At 62.5% G+C, this 18102-nt stretch carries 18 protein-coding genes; 11 read left to right on the top strand and 7 right to left on the bottom strand.

Annotated features, from left to right (window positions below; all coding sequences use genetic code 11):
* Positions 1 to 139 precede the first annotated feature (139 nt).
* From HGHM_RS05050 to HGHM_RS22190, 3 genes are read right to left on the bottom strand one after another with little or no spacing between them, the layout of a single operon-like run.
* Entirely contained in the window at positions 140 to 445 is a 306-nt protein-coding gene (locus tag HGHM_RS05050; protein ID WP_019140424.1) for a PQ-loop repeat-containing protein, read from the bottom strand.
* Between the two features lie 14 nt (positions 446 to 459).
* A complete protein-coding gene (locus tag HGHM_RS05045) occupies positions 460 to 1755 on the bottom strand; it encodes a cation:proton antiporter (RefSeq protein WP_019140423.1) in 1296 nt (431 codons plus the stop codon).
* A 45-nt stretch (positions 1756 to 1800) separates the two neighbouring features.
* Positions 1801 to 2940, bottom strand: a complete 1140-nt coding sequence (locus tag HGHM_RS22190) for an Hsp20 family protein (protein WP_019140422.1) — start codon at positions 2938 to 2940, stop codon at positions 1801 to 1803.
* A gap of 501 nt (positions 2941 to 3441) precedes the next feature.
* Between HGHM_RS22190 and HGHM_RS05035 the strand changes: the two genes are divergently transcribed.
* From HGHM_RS05035 to HGHM_RS05015, 5 genes are all read left to right on the top strand, one after another.
* Positions 3442 to 5250, top strand: coding sequence for an ABCB family ABC transporter ATP-binding protein/permease (locus tag HGHM_RS05035; protein WP_019140421.1), 1809 nt, complete (start codon positions 3442 to 3444; stop codon positions 5248 to 5250).
* Positions 5251 to 5410: 160 nt separating this feature from the next.
* Positions 5411 to 6619 carry a glycosyltransferase family 2 protein gene (locus HGHM_RS05030; protein WP_019140420.1) on the top strand — a complete coding sequence of 403 codons (1209 nt, stop codon included), beginning with the start codon at positions 5411 to 5413 and terminating at the stop codon, positions 6617 to 6619.
* 34 nt (positions 6620 to 6653) lie between these two features.
* Positions 6654 to 7664 (top strand): radical SAM protein, encoded by a 1011-nt coding sequence (locus HGHM_RS05025; protein ID WP_019140419.1) that lies wholly within the window; start codon positions 6654 to 6656, stop codon positions 7662 to 7664.
* A 12-nt stretch (positions 7665 to 7676) separates the two neighbouring features.
* Positions 7677 to 8627, top strand: a complete 951-nt coding sequence (locus tag HGHM_RS05020; RefSeq protein WP_019140418.1) for a glycosyltransferase family 4 protein — start codon at positions 7677 to 7679, stop codon at positions 8625 to 8627.
* A 165-nt stretch (positions 8628 to 8792) separates the two neighbouring features.
* Positions 8793 to 9290: a hypothetical protein gene (locus tag HGHM_RS05015; protein WP_019140417.1), complete on the top strand. Its 498-nt coding sequence runs from the start codon at positions 8793 to 8795 to the stop codon at positions 9288 to 9290.
* An 81-nt stretch (positions 9291 to 9371) separates the two neighbouring features.
* Here the strand turns inward: HGHM_RS05015 and HGHM_RS05010 are convergent, their stop codons facing one another.
* The 4 genes from HGHM_RS05010 to HGHM_RS04995 form a co-directional block, all read right to left on the bottom strand.
* Positions 9372 to 9671: a PRC-barrel domain-containing protein gene (locus HGHM_RS05010; RefSeq protein ID WP_019140416.1), complete on the bottom strand. Its 300-nt coding sequence runs from the start codon at positions 9669 to 9671 to the stop codon at positions 9372 to 9374.
* 24 nt (positions 9672 to 9695) lie between these two features.
* Entirely contained in the window at positions 9696 to 10523 is an 828-nt protein-coding gene (locus HGHM_RS22185) for a hypothetical protein (RefSeq protein ID WP_075111688.1), read from the bottom strand.
* Positions 10524 to 10688: 165 nt separating this feature from the next.
* Positions 10689 to 11498, bottom strand: a complete 810-nt coding sequence (locus HGHM_RS20690; protein WP_019140414.1) for a mechanosensitive ion channel family protein — start codon at positions 11496 to 11498, stop codon at positions 10689 to 10691.
* Between the two features lie 166 nt (positions 11499 to 11664).
* The gene (locus tag HGHM_RS04995; RefSeq protein WP_019140413.1) at positions 11665 to 12132 is read right to left on the bottom strand and encodes an outer membrane lipoprotein; all 468 of its coding nucleotides are present in this window, start codon (positions 12130 to 12132) and stop codon (positions 11665 to 11667) included.
* A gap of 412 nt (positions 12133 to 12544) precedes the next feature.
* Here HGHM_RS04995 and HGHM_RS04990 point away from each other — a divergent pair, with 412 nt between their 5' ends.
* From HGHM_RS04990 to HGHM_RS22180, 6 genes are all read left to right on the top strand, one after another.
* A complete protein-coding gene (locus HGHM_RS04990) occupies positions 12545 to 13828 on the top strand; it encodes a glycosyltransferase family 4 protein (protein ID WP_051155281.1) in 1284 nt (427 codons plus the stop codon).
* 31 nt (positions 13829 to 13859) lie between these two features.
* A complete protein-coding gene (locus tag HGHM_RS04985; RefSeq protein WP_019140411.1) occupies positions 13860 to 14624 on the top strand; it encodes an SDR family oxidoreductase in 765 nt (254 codons plus the stop codon).
* Positions 14625 to 14714: 90 nt separating this feature from the next.
* Positions 14715 to 15308, top strand: a complete 594-nt coding sequence (locus HGHM_RS04980; protein WP_019140410.1) for a D-glycero-alpha-D-manno-heptose-1,7-bisphosphate 7-phosphatase — start codon at positions 14715 to 14717, stop codon at positions 15306 to 15308.
* Positions 15305 to 16408: a glycosyltransferase family 9 protein gene (locus HGHM_RS04975; RefSeq protein ID WP_019140409.1), complete on the top strand. Its 1104-nt coding sequence runs from the start codon at positions 15305 to 15307 to the stop codon at positions 16406 to 16408. The genes HGHM_RS04980 and HGHM_RS04975 overlap by 4 nt, the downstream gene beginning before the upstream one ends.
* Before the next feature lie 241 nt (positions 16409 to 16649).
* Entirely contained in the window at positions 16650 to 17249 is a 600-nt protein-coding gene (locus HGHM_RS04970; RefSeq protein ID WP_148415377.1) for a hemerythrin domain-containing protein, read from the top strand.
* 137 nt (positions 17250 to 17386) lie between these two features.
* Positions 17387 to 18046 (top strand): Ku protein, encoded by a 660-nt coding sequence (locus HGHM_RS22180; protein ID WP_161603770.1) that lies wholly within the window; start codon positions 17387 to 17389, stop codon positions 18044 to 18046.
* The last annotated feature ends 56 nt before the right edge of the window (positions 18047 to 18102 follow it).

Raw genomic sequence — 18102 nt, 5'->3', positions numbered from 1 at the left:
GTACCTGCTTTCCCAATTGACATGGAAAGGCTGATAACGCTTGCTACCACCAATCCGGCGCGTCAACCCATGCAGGATTTGCCGGGTAAGAAATACAGAATGCTGTAAATAAGTAAAGCCGTGCGTCGTGCCGCGTCTGCTATTTCTGCATGGAAGGCGCGGCGTCCTTCTGCGCCGCTTGTCTTTCGGCACGGCGCTTGTTGCGGATGTAAATGCACTGGCCGACGAGTGCGGTCAGCAGCAGAAAGACGTTCGACAGCACGAAGACCCAGTTCTCCAGCAGCGCGCTGTAGATGACGAAACCGGTGGAGGCGGCGAGCTGGCCGACGAAGAGCCACTTCGATACGCCGGCAATGCTCTTCGTGCGCCATTGGGTATAGACTTGGCGCGATATCGTCAGTATGAGGATGAAGGTGCTGATCCAGCCGATCAATTCGGTGAACATCAATAACTTTCCTTTCAAGTCTGCTTGCGCCGGTAATAGGCGTCCATCAGCGGCGTGGCGGAAATCCCGTGCACCAGCACCGATACCGCCACCACCGTCAGCGTCAGGGATACCAGCCGCCTGGACAGGTCGGGATGCCAGTCGTACTGCAAGGCATACATGAGCCAGTACAAGGTGCCGATGCCGCGGATCCCGAACCAGGCCATCATCCTGCGCTGCGTCCTGTTCAGTCCGGTGCCCGCGAGCATGCTCAATACCGACACCGGGCGGATCACGAAGATCAGCAGGCAGGCAACCAGCAGGCCTTCCCTCGAAATGCCTGTGCCGGACAGAATCACCCCGAGAAGCAGCACCATCGCAAACTCGGCGATGTGTTCCAGCTGCTGGTTGAATCCGAGTACCGTCTGCGCCATGTAGGCGGGCGCCTTTTGCGGGTCGATCGCCGCCTCGCCCGCGGCATGCACGGGAACCGTGCCTATGATCTGCTCCGGCTCGGTATCCCCGCTTGCCTTGTGCTCGGCACGGCGCATCGCGACGCCAGCGGCGAAGGTGGCGAGAAAGCCGATGCCGCCGACGATGCTGGCCACGCCATAGGAAAGTGCGATCAGGCCGAGCGTCAGAAATTCTTCCATGCCGACCGCTTCGCGGTAATTCTTGCGCACGTGCAGCACCAGTCCGACGACCATGCGCCCCATCAGCCAGCCGCCGCCCAGACCGGCAACGATTGCCCACAGCACCCGCAGCACGGCCCGGATGCTGCCGTAATCACCCACTTCTTCCACCCCGAGGAGAAACAGGCCGAGCATCATGAAGGGATAGGTGGTACCGTCATTGAGCCCGCCTTCCCCGCTCAGGCTGAACCGGATGCGGTCACGGTCCCCGACATCCTTGATCTGCACATCGGAAGCGAGGACCGGATCAGTCGGTGCCAGCAAGGCGCTCATCAGGATGGCGGCGCCCAGTGGCAGATCGAGCGCGTACGTGCCGGCCAATGTCAGCAGGCCGATGGTGACCAGCATCGTCAGGATGCCGAGCCGGACCGGCAGCCGCCAGAGCCGGTCCGACAAGGGCACGCGCATCTTCAGCCCGACGGTGAACAGGGAAATCAGCACTGCGATTTCGCTGAGGATCGTCAGCACTTCCGCATTCACCTTCGGCTCCAGGTTCACCAGTCCCACGCCGGACGGGCCAAGCGCGAAACCGATTGCCAAGTAGAGCATGGCCGGGCTCAGGGGCAGGCGCTCCAGCACCGATCCGATCAGCCCCATCAGGATCAGCAGGAAGCCGACGATCAGGAACCATACCGTCACCTTATCTATTTTTCTTCTCCGTCATGCCAGATGCGGTTGCCGGCTTCACTGCGGCGGGGTAGCGATGTCCAGCTTGCGCCCGTGTCCGCCGACGTTGCGGATCGGTATCGTAATTTCCAGCAAACCATCATGCATTGCTGCCGATGCGCCATCCGCATCCACTCCGTCCGGCAAGGTGATGCAGCGGTAAAAATGTCCGTACGAGCGCTCGGAGCGGCGGAATTCCCGTTCCGAACGCGGCTGCTGCAGACGCTCGCCTTCGATGGTCAACCGGTCGTTGTGGATTTCAACCTGCACTTCCTCGCGCTTGACACCCGGCAGTTCGGCACAGACGACCACCTTGTCCTCGCGCCGGGCCACTTCCACTGCCGGAGTCCAGGCGGCATTGGTCGCCGCCTGGCGCCAGCGGCTGCCCATCATCGGGCGGCCGACCGTCTTTTCGAAGAACTGGTCCATTTCCTCGCTCATCCGGCGCATCGCGGCCAGCGGCTCTTCCCATCCCTGCAGCAGGTTCGGGAAGCGCGATGGAAAGAGGCCCGGCTTGCCGCTGCTCCGGCCGCCGTTCTCGGTCCGGGCCTGCCGTTCCTGCGTCCGCCCTTCATGCATGTCCGGTCGCGGCATGGCATCCACGCCCGCTTCCTGCTGTTCGGCCGAGCCACGCCCGACAGCCTTGCCCATCGCCTCGCCCGCCATCTGCGATGCTTGGCCCTGCCCGCTGCCCACTACTTGCCCATGCCTGACTTCGCCGCTCCATTCGCCGGTTGCCTGGCCAAGGTTTTCAATGAATTTCTTGAAGCGCGCCAGATCTTCCTCGATGCGCCGCGCGAACGCCTGCACGGGATTGGGCGTGGTTGCAGAAACCTCAGGGAGAGCGTCGCATTCCAGTGTCAGCACGATCCGGGTCTTCTCCCCGTCGACCGCCTGCAGCTCAATGGCGCCGCTGGCTTTCGGACCGCTGGTGGTACGCCACGCAATTCTTCGGTCCGGAACTTGCTCGATGATTTCCGCATCCCATTCGCGTTCCCGGTTTCCCAAGCCCGCGTGCCAGTGCAGGTGGGTGTCGTCGAGCTGCCGCACTTCCCTCACATCTTGCAGGAAGCGCGGATACTGCTCGAACTGGGTCAGCTGGCCGTATACAGTGTGCAGGGGAACGTTGACTTCAATTGACTGCTCGACTCTATCCATGATGAATTTCCTTTCTTCATTTCGCGACCGCTTCAGTCATCCACTGTCAGACAAACATGCGCATCCCTGCGATTGCGTAGCGCTGCAGCGACGGCACCGCGAAGGACCGATCCGCTTCGCTGCATGTGCAGCCGCTCGGGATACTTGAAGGAAAAATTGAAGCCATTCCCGCCGGTCGGGGAAGCCTGGTACGGACAATGCGTCTGCAGAAACCATAGACACGCTGTCGTTCAAGATGCCGGGAGAGATGTTCTATCGGATTCCGAGTGCAACTTCCATACCAAGAAGCCGCGCTTGTTTCCAGGAAAAGCCGGGCCGGAATTTCCCGCAAGTGAAAACGGCACGGTTTTTGATTGTTCAAAGCAAACGCACCTTTGTCCGGTCGCCGCTTTTGCAGTCCGGCATCCCTTTTCCAAGGACGGACGCAGGTTCCGTCCGGGAAAGGATGCATGGTCCTGAGCCACCAATTTCACCATCAGAGAGAAAAGGCATTCCACATCCATGTCACAAGCCCAATCCCAACCAGCCCCCGCCACCGAGCGCGCCAGTGTGACGGCCGACCTGTGGCGGGTCGTATCCGCCTTCCGCTGGCGTGTCGTCGGGGCGCTGTTTTTCCTGATCCTGGCCAAGCTGGCAGTGATCGGCGTCCCGCTGGCGTTGAAGCGCATCGTCGACGTGCTCGGGCGGCCCGAGCTGGTGCACACGCTGCCGGTCTTCCTTCTGGCCGGCTATGCGATCCTGCGCTTTGCCAGCACCCTGTTCAATGAATTGCGCGACCTGATGTTTTCCCGGGTCACCCAGCAAACGGTGGCAACCTATGCCCTCAATACCTTCGCCCACCTGCATGAACTGGGTGCACGCTTCCATGCCACGCGCCGCATCGGCGGATTGCTGCCGGACATCGATCGTGGCACCAGCGGCATCGCTTTCCTGCTCGGCGTCGCGCTGTTTACGGTGGTGCCGACCCTGCTCGAAATCGGCATGGTGATCGTCATCATGACCGCGCGCTACAACCTGGGTTATACCGCGATCCTGGGCGTGACCTTCCTGTGCTACACCGGCTTCACCCTGTTTTTCACCGCGCGCCGCACCACGATCCAGCGCCGTGTCAACCGGCTCGACTCGAATGCCAAAAGCCTGCTCGCCGACAGCCTGATCAATTACGAGACGGTCAAGTACTTCACCAATGAACAGGTGGAAGCGAACCGCTTCCGCCACATCATGGGCGGCTGGGCCGAGGCGGCGGTCCACAACCAGAAGGCACTGTTCACGCTGCACGTCGGCCAGAGCGCGATCATCGCCTTCGGCGTGGCCTCGGTGATGCTGCTTGCCGGCATGGGCGTCATGAGCGGCGAGATGACGGTCGGCGACCTGGTACTGATCAACGCCTACGTGATCCAGATCTGCCTTCCGCTGAATTCCCTTGGCTTCGTCTACCGCGAGGCGAAGGATGCGATGGTGAATGCCGAAAAGCTGTTCGCCCTGCTCCGCGCAAAGCCGGACATCGATGAACCTCCGGGGCTGCCGGCGCTGCACGTCACGCGCGGTGAAGTGGTATTCGACAAGGTCAACTTCGGCTACGACCCGGCGCGGCCCATCCTGCGCAACCTGAGCTTCCGCATCCCGGCCGGCAAGACGGTCGCGGTCGTCGGCGGCAGCGGTTCGGGCAAATCCACGCTGGCGCGCCTGTTGCTGCGTTTCTACGACGTCGGCAGCGGCAGCATCCTCATCGACGGCCAGGACATCCGCAGCGTGAATTCCAAGAGCCTGCGCGAAGCGATCGGGGTGGTGCCGCAGGAAGCCATGCTGTTCAACGACACCATCGCCTACAACATCGGCTACGGTCGCGTCGGCGCGACCCATGAGGAAATCGTGGCGGCGGCGAAGGCGGCACAGGTGCACGAGTTCATCAATTCCCTGCCGCAGAAATACGAAACCCCGGTCGGCGAGCGCGGCGTGATGCTGTCGGGAGGCGAGAAGCAGCGTCTCTCGCTGGCGCGCGCCATTCTCAAGAATCCGCCCATCCTGATCTTCGACGAAGCCACCTCGGCCCTCGACTCCCGCTCTGAACGTGCGATCCAGGTGGAAATGGACCGCATGTCGGAAAACCGCACCGCACTGATCATTGCGCATCGTCTTTCCACCGTGGTCGCGGCCAGCGAAATCCTGGTGCTGGAACGCGGCACCGTGGTCGAGCGCGGCACCCATGCCGAACTGGTGAAGCGCGAAGGCCTGTATGCCCGCATGTGGCAGCTGCAGCAGCACACCGATGCCAGCGAGCAGATGGACAACGCGGAACGCGTCGCATGAACCGCTTCAACATGCTCGTGGCTGCACGATCCGTGTGGCAATCATGATGGCCGCTGTGTCCGGCCTATCCGCTTGCGATTGAACCGTTCCGCTTGCGCAGAGTCGATAAGGCAATGCTGCGATGGAACGAAACTTGCGTTTACGAATTCCATCATGACGGATGGATACGGCAAAGCCGGTCTATCCGCCTATCCATATACGCTTCACCGATTTTTTTGGAACAGGACTCATGCCGAAAGTAATCGCACTTGGAAGAAAATACAAACGCTCCGCCCTGGACAGCAGGGGCGAGAGGAAAAACGCCGAGGCTGTCGCAACCACGAGTTCGCGTCCGCTCGCATCGGTCTCGCCGCTAAGCCGCAACGGCAATGACGCGGCAGCACCGGTCAAGGCCGATATCGCCGTCTCCGTGGTCGTGCCCACGCGCGGCCGGCCGCAATTGCTTAACCGGTGCCTGAGCAGCCTGGTGGCGCAGAGCATGGAGCGCCATCGCTATGAAATCATCGTGGTCGACGATGGCCCGAGCGACGACACCAAGGAAATTGTCGCCAGCTGGAAAATGCACTCCTCCGGCGACGGACCCGACATCATTTACATTCCCTCGCCCGGCCCGCACGGCCCGGCGGCGGCGCGCAATCATGGCTGGCAGGCCGCGCGCGGCGAGATCATTGCATTCACGGATGACGACACCGTTGCCACTCCGGACTGGCTGAAGAACGGGCTGGCCGCGTTCGGCCCCGACGTGCACACCGTCTGCGGCCAGATCGTCATGCCCTTTTCCGGCACGCCGACCGACTACGAGCGCGATGCGATGAACCTCGAGACGGCCGAATTCGTGACCGCCAACTGCTTCTGCCGCAAGCGTGTGCTGGAAGACCTCGGCGGCTTCGACGAGCGTTTCCGCTTCGCATGGCGCGAGGATTCCGACCTGCATTTCCGCCTGATCGATTACAGCGCGAATATCGTGCGCGCGCCGCAGGCGGTGGTCGAGCACCCGATCCGCCCCGCACCCTGGGGGGTAAGCCTGACCCAGCTCAAGAAGATTCAGTTCGATGCCCTGCTCTACAAGAAGCATCCCTTCCTGTACCGGCGCCGGATCCGCGCCAAGCCGCGCTGGGATTACTACCTGACTGTAGCCGCGCTGCTGGCCGCCATCTTCTGCTATGCGGGCGACCAGCCCGAGCTGGCCTTCCTCTCCGGCGCGATCTGGCTGTTCATGACCGCACGCTTTTGCCTGTCCCGGCTGCGCCATACCGCCAAGACCGCGGGCCATATCGCCGAAATGGTCGTCACCTCCGCGCTGATCCCGCCGGTCGCGGTATTCTGGCGCGCGGTGGGAGCGTTGAAATTCCGGGTGGGTTTCCTATGAGCTGCCGCCCTGCTTGCGGCAACACGGTCCGGCCATGACGCCGACGCCGCTGCCCCGTTTCGTCCAGATCGAACCGGTCGGGCAATGCAACCTGCGCTGCCGGATGTGCCCGATCCAGTTCCGTACCGACGGCGGACCCGGCAAGCCATCAGCCTTCCTGCGCTTCGACGATTTCCGCACGCTGATCGACCAGTACCCCGATGTGGAGGAGCTGCAGTTGCAGGGCCTGGGCGAACCGCTGCTGCATCCAAAGTTCTTCCACATGGTGCGCTATGCGACGGCACGCGGCATCCGCGTCTCGACCAATACCAACATGACGGTCATGACCGAGCAGCGCGCGGAAGAATGCGTTCGCAGCGGCCTGCATACGCTGCATGTTTCGCTTGATGGTGCCAGCGCCGAAGCCTACGAGGCGATCCGCATCCGCGCCCGCTTCGACCGGGTGCTGCGCAACCTGCGCCGGCTGGTGCAGGCCAAGGCAAGACTGCAGAGCGAGTTGCCGCACCTGCGCCTCGTGGCGGTGGTCATGCGCGCCAACCTCCCGGAATTGCCGGAACTGGTGCAGCTCGCGCACGATGAAGGCGTGCACACGGTATTCGTCCAGCACCTGTGCCACGACTTCGGCGAAGCCAGCCTGCCCGCCCATTACCGGCCGATGCGGGAATTCATCGACAGCGAAACCCTGCTGCATGAAGACCTTGCGCGCATCGAGCAGTTCTTCGACGCGGCGCGCGCCCGCGCTGCCGCGCTGAGCGTGGACCTGCGGCTGCCGCGTACCCGGCCGCGCCCTGAGGGCGAAACGCCGGCATCCGGCCGCTCGCGCTGCGACTGGCCGTGGCGCGGCTCCTACGTCAGCTATGACGGCAAGGCCATGCCCTGCTGCATGGTCGCGACTCCGGACCGGATCAACTTCGGCAGCATGCTCGACGAGGGCGTCGAACAGGTCTGGAACAATCCGGCCTATACCGAATTCCGCAGACAGCTGTCGTCCGACACGCCGCCCGAGGTGTGCCGCAGCTGCGCCCTGTACTCGGGCACTTTTTGAAGAAAAGGAACCATGCGCCGACTGAAAATCCTGACCTGGCATACCCACGGCAGCTATCTCTACTACCTGACCCAGGCACCGCACGATTTTTACGTGCTGTCCAAGCCGGACCGTCCGCCGGGATACGGCGGGCGCTGCGGCCACATGCCCTGGGGCGACAACGTCATCGACCTGCCGGTGAGCGAGGCCAAGGATGCCCAGTTCGACTGCATCCTGTTCCAGGACGATCCGCAATACATGGAAGACCAGTATCTCTATCTGAGCGAAGCGCAGCGCCGGCTGCCGAAGATCTACATCGAGCATGACACGCCGCGCGAGCATCCGACCGACATGCGGCATCCGGTGGACGATCCTTCGGTCCTGCTGGTGCATGTGACGCCCTTCAATGCTCTGATGTGGGACAGCGGCCGCACGCCGGTCAGGATCATCGACCATGGCGTGGTTGCGCCGAAGGATGTGCGCTACAGTGGCGAGCTCGAGCGCGGCCTGGTCGTGGTAAACCATCTGGCCCGGCGCGGCAGGCGCCTTGGCGGCGATGTCTACCTGCGGGTGCGCGAGCAGGTGCCGCTGGACCTGGTCGGCATGGGCGCGGAAGAAGTGGCCGGCGGTATCGGCGAGGTCCTGCATGCGCAGCTGCCTGCGTTTTCCTCCCGCTACCGCTTCCTGTTCAATCCGATCCGCTACACCAGCCTCGGCCTCGCGGTGATCGAGGCGATGATGGTGGGCATCCCCGTCGTGGGACTGGCCACCACCGAAATGGCGACCGTGATCCAGAACGGCGTATCCGGCTATGTGGATACCGACATACCGAAGCTCATGGCCCGCATGCAGGAACTGCTCGCCGATCCGGAGCAGGCACGCGTACTGGGTGAAGGCGCGCGACGCTACGCACTGGAGCGCTTCAACATCGAACGCTTCGTGGATGACTGGGACAAGACCCTCCGGTTCGTGACGGGTTTGTGAGACAGGACGTAGGGTGCGCCGTGCGCACCGGGTTCCATGAATGAGGCACGAGACATACAGGATTGGTGCGCGCGGCGCACCCTACGGTCCTCTGGATTCGAATGCGTCAATACGTTGCCACGGCCATCCGTTTATAAATAACCGGATTACAGAGGAGAAAAACCGATGGCATCCACAGGCAGTTATTTTGCAAACCGTGAAGCCGCCGAGGCGGCGGTGAAGATGAGCTTGCCGCTGATCACCGAGGCAATGAAGAGGAAGGAAGTCGGCGAAAGCGGCTTCCTGTATATCGTGGTCATGGACCCGCTGCGTACCCCGGCCAATTCCTCGTTCGAGGAAGCGATCCTGTATGAATACTCGGTGGGCGACCGCGAGAAATGGGATGCCGACTATGCCGGCTTCGCCCGGGCCAAGGCGCTCGTCGCCTGGCGCAGCGGGATGGACGGGCACATGGTGCAGGAATTGCGGCCCCACCTGCTGGCCGCGCGGGATACCGTGCTTTGGGGCAGCGTGGTGGTCGACGGCATCGTGGTCAGCGCAAGCGGCGCCAATGCCTGGTATGACGAAGCATTTGCCGGCACGGTGGCGATGTGCCTGCGCGCGATCGTCAAGGGCAACATCGCCCAGGCCCGCGGCAAGGCGCTGTTCCTGCCTGAGGCATGACCCATCCCGGGTGCCCGCTTGCAGCCTGCGGCACCCGGTCCCCGCACAGAAACCGGCTTCGACGATGCGCCTGACGACCGGCTACGCCGCAGTGTAGAACACGAGCTGCGAGCGCGACGAATCAAAATACAAGGTCTGCCACGGGATGGCGATCGTTGCACCGGAAGCGCCCGACGACAGCATCACATAGCGAAGCTGATGCGTGTATTTGTCGACCATGAGATGATCGACTTCGCCGATTTCCTCGCCATCTACAGTGACTACTCGGCACCCCTGCATCAGGTCTGCGGTGCCGGAGTCGCGCGCGGCAATCCGGTTGAAACGGGAAGCGCCCGATGTTCGCGGCGCCGTACCGGAAGCATCCCCTGATCGATGTTGCATGCAATATTCCTCTTTCGGTGAATCTCAACGTACCGGGGAAGCGCCCCCGGACCAGTTGACCCGCCTGGAACCGGCTGCGCCCAATGCGCCGCCAGCTATGCCCAGAGCCAGTGCCAGCGTGACGGCGCCGAACACGACCCAGGTCCCGGTTCCGGCAGCCTTCACAGCGGAGCCGGCCTTTTGCCGACCCTGCGGCGATGCCTGTCCGGGAGAGCCGGAGACGATCAGAGCCTGGTCGACGATGGTGGAAGCGCGCCCCTGGTCCACGCCCAGCGAGCTCACCAGCGCGACCGCCTGGTCGCGCTGGCCAGTCTGCAGGTACTGCTGCAGGCGCTGGACCGTAGACGGGTCGATCGAGCGCCCGAGCTGGCTGTTCAGCATGGCGTTCAATGGCGAGCCGCTGCTTGCGGCGTGCCCCGCCGCCTGGGTGATGTTGCTGAATACGCCGGAAAGCAGCGTGCCGCCGATCGAAGTTGCCAGTACCGCGAACAGGATGGTGGTGACTGCCCAGGATACCGCGCCGTGCAGTACGCCGTCGGCCTTGCGTTTCAGCCCGGACATGCGGGCGGCCACATAGCCTCCCACGAAAGCGGCTACCAGCATGCTGAAACCTGCCCACAGCAAGGGGCCAGCGCCCATCATTTCCCCCTCGGCGATATCCATGCTCGACAAGCCGGTGGCAATGCCGAGCAGGGTCAGCAGCATCTGCACCGAAATGCCGACCGCCACGCCGGCGATCACGGCACCCCAGCGGATTGCCGGGAACAGGGGCTTGCGCATGTAGGGACTGTCCGCCGCATCGAGACGCTGCCGGGCGACGCTTGTGCGTGTGTCTGCTTCACTAGTTGCCATACTCAGTGCTCCTTATCTTGCTGAAAGTATTTCCCAAGTCAGCCCGCGTCCGGGCAGACTTCTTTCCCGAACCGAGGCAACATCCATGCCCGCGAATCAACCGGATCAGCCGCCCGCCCGGTCCCTGCATGCAGAGCGGCAGCGGGGCGCGTTGCGGCAGCCGTGCTAGTCCGCGGGAGGCTTCGCCTCGACCGCGTCAAGTTCACGCTTCATCCGGAGCAGGAATTCCCGGCGCACCCGCCACTGCTTCGCGGGCAGCACCTTGATCCGGCAGCGCGCCACGACTGTCGCCTCTTCCACTTTTTCCAGCCCCGAGATCTCCAGGTCAGCGACAATGAGCGCGCCCAGTGCGGGATCCTTCCGCATTTCATCGCCAACCTTTTGCAAGAGGCCGAATGCCTGGTCCAGATTCGACTGCCGGGGCAGGCTGACATCGATGACCGCATACGAAAATTCCCGGCTCCGGTTGGTCACCAGCGTGATCATGCCGTTCGGAATGAAATGCACGCTGCCGTCATAATCGCGTATGCGGATGTGGCGCAGCGTCACCCGTTCCACGATGCCCGCCTTCCCCGCCGCGTCGATGCTGTCCCCCTCGTTGATCTGGTTTTCGATCAACAGGAACAGTCCATTGAAAAAATCCTTGACGAGGCTTTGCGCGCCGAAGCCGATGGCGATGCCCGCCACGCCCGCGGTAGCAAGGATGGGCGTGATCGATATCCCGATTTCGGCCAGGGTGAGCATCGCAACCAGAGCAATGATCACGACATTGGCGGCATAGCGGAATACGCTGATCAGGGTTTCGGTGCGCTTGTGATCGGCCTGGCCGGCCGTACGCTGCGCGATGTGTCCCTGCAGCAAACGCAACAACCGGTGAATGAAACGCAGCAGTACGGCCGCAAGCAGCCAGATCAGGGCGATGTGCAATAACGGCCGGGCCTCATAGATCCACTGTTCGAATTCACGCAGGTTCATCTGTTCCGGTTATTCGATGCATGCGTCGGCACCACCCATTGTGGGCAGCGCCGCGCAGAAACATATGAAGGGTTCCCGGCCGCAGCCGGGCAAGGCTGGTCGCGATGCGGGCCTTCGGCCCGCATCGCCGGGTCTCTCCCTGGAAGCAGCCGCCTTATTGCATGCGCTACTGCATACGCTCGACAATCACGCCATTCGCCAGGCGCACCCGGTCTCCCACTTGCACCCCGGGTTGCGTTTCCTGTGCCAGTGTCTGGATCGAGCCATTGTCCATGCGCACGGAAATCCGGTAGACCGGCTGGGAAGAGTCCATGTTCCTCTGCATCTGGTTGCCGGCAAGCGCACCGCCAGCGGCACCCGCGACCGTAGCCGCCGTCCTGCCCCGGCCGGAGCCGACCTGGTTGCCCAGCACGCCTCCGACTACCGCGCCGGCAATCGTGCCCAGGCCCATGTGCGATGCCTGTTCACGGCTGACGGTATCAACGGATTGCACCACGCCATATCCGCTGGCCGTGCTCGTCGTGCTGCTCGTTGCAGGATAAGCACTGGACGTGTTGTTGGGGGAAGTGCCGCACGCGGCAAGAGACATGACGGCGATACCGATGGCACACAGTTTTTTGCTTTGAATCGACATATTGACCTCGTGAATGAATGGCAGTCGCTGATGACACGAAGTGCAGACCGCTCAGGTGAATGGGAAGAAGCGGGAGCGCGAATTCTCAGCACGAGATGCTTCTTTGCCGAGACGATGCACTTAGCGTGCCAGAACGGAAATGCCTGCAGCGTCGGTGCCGCTTCGCTTCTTTCGGAAAAGGAAGTTTTCATGCGTGTAGATCTCACACGGGTGGCCGTCCATTTTTTACACGGCCCTGTATTTCTTACTTGCCTTCTGTGAAATATCCACAGCTTGCACCGCGTGGATCAGAACCTGATGCGGCATTGACAAATGCGAAGACGGGCTCTTTCCGTCTGCTATGTAATAACGGCAAGCAGGTATGTAGATTGCTTTGCATGAAAAGCACGTCCTACAACACAACCCAATAATCATGCGAAAAATTGCCCTAATCAGCGAGCACGCGTCACCCTTGGCGCAGATAGGAAGCACCGACAGCGGCGGACAAAATGTATATGTAGCCCAGTTATCCCGACATCTGGCGCGTCTCGGATATGTGGTGGATGTCTTTACCCGGCGCGATGCCGAGAATCAGGAGCAAGTAGTCGAATGGGAGCAGAACGTGCGGGTGATCCATGTGCCGGCCGGGCCGGCGCAGTTCATTCCCAAGGAAGAAATGCTGCCCTTCGTGGACCAGTTCAGCCGCTTCGTCGTGCGCTTTGCGCGCCGGCAAAAAGTCCCCTATGACTTGTTCCATGCCAACTTCTTCATGTCCGGCATGGTTGCCCAGCAAGTCAAGCAAATCCTCGGCATTCCCTTCGTCATGACTTTTCATGCGCTGGGCCGTGTGCGCCGCCTGTCGCAGGGACAGGCCGATTCCTTTCCCGACGTGCGCTTCGCCATCGAGGAACGCCTGATGCAGGAAGCCGATCGCGTCATTGCCGAATGCCCGCAGGACCAGAGTGACATGGAACAGCTGTATGGCGCGCCGCCGGAGCGCATCGACATCGTGCCCTGCGGCTTCGATCCGGATGAATTCTGGCCAGACACAATCGATGCCCGCCAGCCTCTGGGCATCGGCAAGGATGAATTCGTCGTCCTGCAGCTCGGCCGCATGGTGCCGCGCAAGGGCGTGGACAACGTGATCCGCGCAGTCGCGATCCTGAAGCACCAGTACCAGGTGCAATGCAGGCTGCTCATCGTCGGCGGCAACACGCCCGAACCCGATCCCGAAGCCACGCCCGAACTCGGGCGCATGATGGCCCTGGCCGAATCCGTGGGCATCACCGAGTCCGTCACCTTCACCGGCCAGCGCCCGCGCGACCAGCTGCGCTACTTCTACAGTGCAGCCAACGTGTTCGTCACCACGCCCTGGTACGAGCCCTTCGGCATCACGCCGCTGGAAGCAATGGCCTGCGGCACACCGGTAGTCGGCACGGCAGTCGGCGGGATCAAGTCCACCGTGGTCGACGGCGAGACCGGTTACCTGGTGCCGCCGAACGACCCTGCCGCGCTGGCCGAACGGCTGGCCTGGTTGCATGATCATCCGCAGATTGCGCAGCGGCTGGGCTGGGCCGGCATGCGCCGCGCCTACCAGCAATTTACCTGGCGCAATGTAGCCTCCCAGGTTGCCGCAGTCTATGAAGCCGCCCTCAGCGCCGCCACCCTGCCGCTGTCGCCACTGGTGGCTTCCGCCGAATCCGGAATCCGTTCTTGAAAACATCCACTTCTAACCTCTGGAGATTGAATTGAGCAATGCAACAGCTACCCAGAACAGCAGCAACACCGCTTCTTCCCTTGCCGGCAAAGTCATCCTCGTGACCGGCGGCGCCAGCGGCCTTGGCGCCGCGCTGTCGGAAACCATGGCACGCTGCGGCGCCACCACGGTTGTAGGCGACCTGCGTCACGACAAGGCACAGGAGATGGCCACGCGCCTGCAGGAATTCGGGGCGCCGGTGCATGCGATCGGCTTCAATGTCGGCGAACCGGATGCCGCCGAGCGCGCCATCGATGAGATCGTGGACAAGTTCGGCAAGCTCGATGTGCTGATCAACAATGCGGGCACCGATGTCACCTGCCCGATCGAAGAACTCGCGTACGAAGACTGGGACCGCGTGGTGCACACCAATCTGTACGGACCCTTCCTGCTATCGAAGCGCGCTGCGCGCCTGATGAAGCGCAGTGGCGGCGGCCAGATCATCAACATCGCCTCGACCGCGGCCAAGCGCACCTGGCCGAATGCTTCCGCCTACCACGCCAGCAAATGGGGACTGCTTGGCCTGTCGCACGCGCTGCATGCGGAATTGCGTCCCCACAACATCAAGGTGACGGCAGTGATCGCAGGCGGCATGCGCACACCTTTCCTGCTTGACCGTTTCCCGGATATCGACCCCGGCGTGCTGCAGGATCCGATGAATGTTGCTCAGGCAGTGCAGTCGCTGCTGCTGCTGCCGCCAGAGACCGTGATCCCCGAAATCACGGTGCTGCCGATGCGGGAGACCTCCTGGCCCTGACACATGGCGCCGCTCCCGTGCAGGCCCGAGGGACCTACCTTGGTGCCCGCACGGGCACCGGCTGCGACAGCAATCACGAAAGCTCCCGCCATGCGCGCAATATTTCTGGACAAGGATGGCACGCTCATCGAAGACGTGCCATACAGCGTCAATATCGATCAGATGCGGCTTACCTGGCAGGCAGGCCAGGCGCTGCAACTGTTTCAGACCCTGGGCTATGCCCTGTTCGTGATAACGAACCAGGCCGGCATTGCGAAAGGATTCTTCACCGAGGAGGCACTGGTGCCGGTGCGCCAGCGCCTGGATGAACTGCTCGCGCAATACGGCGTGAGCCTGACCGGCTTCTACTACTGCCCGCACAGCCCCGATGGGGTCGTACCGCACTATGCAATGGAATGCGATTGCCGCAAGCCCTTGCCTGGCCTTCTGGAGCGTGCCGCCGCCGAGCACGGAATCGACTTGTCGCAGTCCTGGATGATCGGCGACATCCTCAATGACGTCGAAGCCGGCAGGCGCGCCGGCTGCAATACGGTCCTGATCGACAACGGCAATGAGACCGAATGGCGCAGGTCGGAGCTGCGTACGCCGCACCTGGTGGCACCCGACCTCTATTTCGCCGCACACGTGATTGCCGCGCGCGAGGGCCCGCTGCCGGCACTTCACCGGGAAGCTTCTCGTCCATGAGCGATCCACGCTGGAACCAGGCCAGAAACCTGCTGTGCATCCGCCTCGACCAATTGGGCGACGTGCTGATGTGCACACCGGCCATGCGCGCGTTGAAGCAGGCGGTGCCCGGCCGCCGCATCACTTTGATGAGCTCCGGCAGCGGCGGCGCCGTCGCCCGTTTCGTGCCCGAAGTCGATGAACTGATCGAATACGCCTCGCCATGGATGAAGATCAGCCGTCCGCATGACCTCTCGGTGGACCTGGCGATGGTGGAAACGCTGCGCGCGCGCGGATTCGATGCCGCCGTGATTTTCACCACCTACAGCCAGAGCCCCCTGCCGGCGGCGCTGTTCTGCTATCTCGCCGGCATTCCCCTGCGCCTGGCGCATTGCCACGAAAACCCTTACCAGTTGCTGAGCGACTGGGTACCGGACCCGGAGCCGCAGCAGCGCGTGCGGCATGAAGTGCAAAGGCAGCTCGACCTCGTCGCCACTGTCGGCGCGCATGCCGATGACGACCGGCTGTCCTTCCGGGTGCCGGCTGAGGACATGGCCTGGATGCGGCGCCAGCTGCAGGAATTGGGCATAGGCGAAGGAACGCGCTGGATCGTCCTGCACCCGGGCGCCACCGCCGCATCGCGCCGCTATCCACCGCGGCAATGGCGGGAAGTGGCGAAAGAGCTGGAGCGGCGCTTCGGCTGTCCGCTCGTGTTTACCGGGGATGCCGGCGAAGCGGCGCTGGTGGACGAGATCCGCACAGGTTTGAACCATGCCTGCTCCTTCGCGGGCCGGCTCGATCTCGGGCGCCTGGCGGCATTGATCAAGCTTGCGCCACTCATGATTTCGAACAATACCGGACCCGCCCACATGGCGGCCGCACTCGGCACGCCCCTGGTCGACCTGTATGCACTGACCAATCCGCAGCACACGCCGTGGCGTGTCCCCAATCGCGTCCTGTATCAGGATGTGCCCTGCCGCTACTGCTACAAGAGCGTCTGCCCGCAAGGGCATCACCACTGCCTCACACAGGTGGCGCCGGTGCGCGTCGCCGACGCAGCCGAAGCGCTGCTGCAGGCGCAGCCAGAAGGACACCGGGACACGCTCGTCTTGCCCTTCTGAAATCCGCCCCTGGCTCGCCCGCCGCTGCGCGGGCTCCGCATTTTCCAAGCTTTCGGAATATTGTCCGCCCTGTAAGATTTACCGGACTCATGCGCAAGTTTTTCCCGGAACATGCGCGTCCGTCATGAGACGGCCAAACAAATCCACAAGATTCAAGAAGCTGGAGCATGTTGCATCCTTGCCTCCCTTGGCATGAAGCTTGCGAAGCAGTGCACGCACATTACAACTCAAGGAGAACACCATGCCACGCACTGCTGCCAACAAAGCGACGACGACGAAAGCGCCCGCCAGAGCGCCGCGTCGGGCCCCTGCGAAAGCATCATCCAATAACGTGCTCAACATCCTCAAGGAGGATCACAAGAAGGTCGACAAGATGTTCGAGCAGTACGAAAAGATGAAGGATAAGGCTGACGACAGCGACAAGCAGATGCTGGTCGAAAGAGCTTGCGCCGAGCTGACCATGCATACGCGCATTGAGGAAGAAATTTTTTATCCGGCCCTGCGCGGCGCGATCAAGGATATGGACCTGCTGGACGAAGCCCAGGTCGAGCATGCAACCGCCAAGAACCTGATCCAGGAACTGCAATCCATGCATCCGGGCGACGAGCTGTATGACGCCAAGTTCACCGTCCTCGGCGAATACGTGCGGCACCATGTCGAAGAAGAAGAGAAGGAGATCTTCCCGCAAGCCAAGAAGGCAAAGGTCGATCTCGCCGGCATGGGCGAGGAAGTGCGCCAGCGCAAGGAGGAATTGCGCATGGAGCTCGGCATCATGGAAGAGATGCCCGAGATGGCTGCCAAGCCGAAAGCCAGCGCTGCAAAAAGAAAGACCGTGCACTGATACCGGCCCACGGCGGAGCAGGTTCCGCCTGCGCTCCGCCAGCCAGTCATCCATACCATCGTTACCGGAATACGCGCCCTCGCCGCCGCTTCAGTGGCTTGCAGGGCGTCTTCATCAAATTCAAGGGAATTTCCTCCGTGATCCTGTCTGAAGAAAACCGAAACCCGGCCGATGCCGGACTGACCCATGCGGTAGACATCTTCGCCTTTGTTGACGCCCGTGAAGTCCCCTTCCTCGCTTTCGAAACGCCTTACTACCTGAGCCCGGCACCGGGCGGTGAAAAACTCTATGCGCTGCTGCGCGAAACGCTTTCCCGCACCCGGAAGATCGGGCTCGCCTATGTCGAGATCCAGGCACGGCAGCGCCTTGCCGCAGTGGCGCCGTGCGGCCCTGCATTGGTGCTCACCACGCTCGCCAGCGGATACAAGGCTGGTCTGGCCGGCAGGCTGGAACGTATCAGCGACGAATTGCAGGCGGCGGATGTCACCGAAGATGAGCTGTCGCAGGCTGCCCAGCTCGTGGAGCGCATGACGAAGAAATGGGACGCGTCCGAATTCCTCGGCGAAGGCCTGGGCGAGGCATTCTTCGATTCGGCCTGGGATGAAGAAGCCTTCGATGCGGCTGTGACGGAGATGCCAACCTTTCCTTACCACGAAGAGCTGGCCGATCCGTCGGACGCACTCGGGGCCGAGAGCCTGCGCCTGCCGACAAAGAGCCTGATGCGACGCGAACGCCTGGTACCGCGCGCACACCGGGACAGCCGCCCGAGGATACGTTCGCGCAGGCCGGTGAATTAGCTCGTATAGGTGAGCCGGTCGGGGGGCGGCCTTCCGATCCGCAGCCGGTGCACACC

Origin of the sequence: Noviherbaspirillum massiliense JC206 (genome assembly GCF_000312045.1) — a bacterium.
GTDB lineage: Bacteria > Pseudomonadota > Gammaproteobacteria > Burkholderiales > Burkholderiaceae_D > Noviherbaspirillum > Noviherbaspirillum massiliense.
This window is presented reverse-complemented; position numbering and strand designations above follow the sequence as displayed.

What these genes read in the sequence shown, in the direction of transcription:
- HGHM_RS22185 (WP_075111688.1), bottom strand. Translation starts at nt 10,523, where the DNA reads ATGGCAACTAGTGAAGCAGACACACGCACAAGCGTCGCCCGGCAGCGT.
- HGHM_RS05025 (WP_019140419.1), top strand. Translation starts at nt 6,654, where the DNA reads ATGACGCCGACGCCGCTGCCCCGTTTCGTCCAGATCGAACCGGTCGGG.
- HGHM_RS05035 (WP_019140421.1), top strand. Translation starts at nt 3,442, where the DNA reads ATGTCACAAGCCCAATCCCAACCAGCCCCCGCCACCGAGCGCGCCAGT.
- HGHM_RS05015 (WP_019140417.1), top strand. Translation starts at nt 8,793, where the DNA reads ATGGCATCCACAGGCAGTTATTTTGCAAACCGTGAAGCCGCCGAGGCG.
- HGHM_RS04980 (WP_019140410.1), top strand. Translation starts at nt 14,715, where the DNA reads ATGCGCGCAATATTTCTGGACAAGGATGGCACGCTCATCGAAGACGTG.
- HGHM_RS22190 (WP_019140422.1), bottom strand. Translation starts at nt 2,940, where the DNA reads ATGGATAGAGTCGAGCAGTCAATTGAAGTCAACGTTCCCCTGCACACT.
- HGHM_RS05010 (WP_019140416.1), bottom strand. Translation starts at nt 9,671, where the DNA reads ATGCAACATCGATCAGGGGATGCTTCCGGTACGGCGCCGCGAACATCG.
- HGHM_RS04970 (WP_148415377.1), top strand. Translation starts at nt 16,650, where the DNA reads ATGCCACGCACTGCTGCCAACAAAGCGACGACGACGAAAGCGCCCGCC.
- HGHM_RS04990 (WP_051155281.1), top strand. Translation starts at nt 12,545, where the DNA reads ATGCGAAAAATTGCCCTAATCAGCGAGCACGCGTCACCCTTGGCGCAG.
- HGHM_RS05050 (WP_019140424.1), bottom strand. Translation starts at nt 445, where the DNA reads ATGTTCACCGAATTGATCGGCTGGATCAGCACCTTCATCCTCATACTG.
- HGHM_RS04995 (WP_019140413.1), bottom strand. Translation starts at nt 12,132, where the DNA reads ATGTCGATTCAAAGCAAAAAACTGTGTGCCATCGGTATCGCCGTCATG.
- HGHM_RS05030 (WP_019140420.1), top strand. Translation starts at nt 5,411, where the DNA reads ATGGATACGGCAAAGCCGGTCTATCCGCCTATCCATATACGCTTCACC.
- HGHM_RS20690 (WP_019140414.1), bottom strand. Translation starts at nt 11,498, where the DNA reads ATGAACCTGCGTGAATTCGAACAGTGGATCTATGAGGCCCGGCCGTTA.
- HGHM_RS04975 (WP_019140409.1), top strand. Translation starts at nt 15,305, where the DNA reads ATGAGCGATCCACGCTGGAACCAGGCCAGAAACCTGCTGTGCATCCGC.
- HGHM_RS05020 (WP_019140418.1), top strand. Translation starts at nt 7,677, where the DNA reads ATGCGCCGACTGAAAATCCTGACCTGGCATACCCACGGCAGCTATCTC.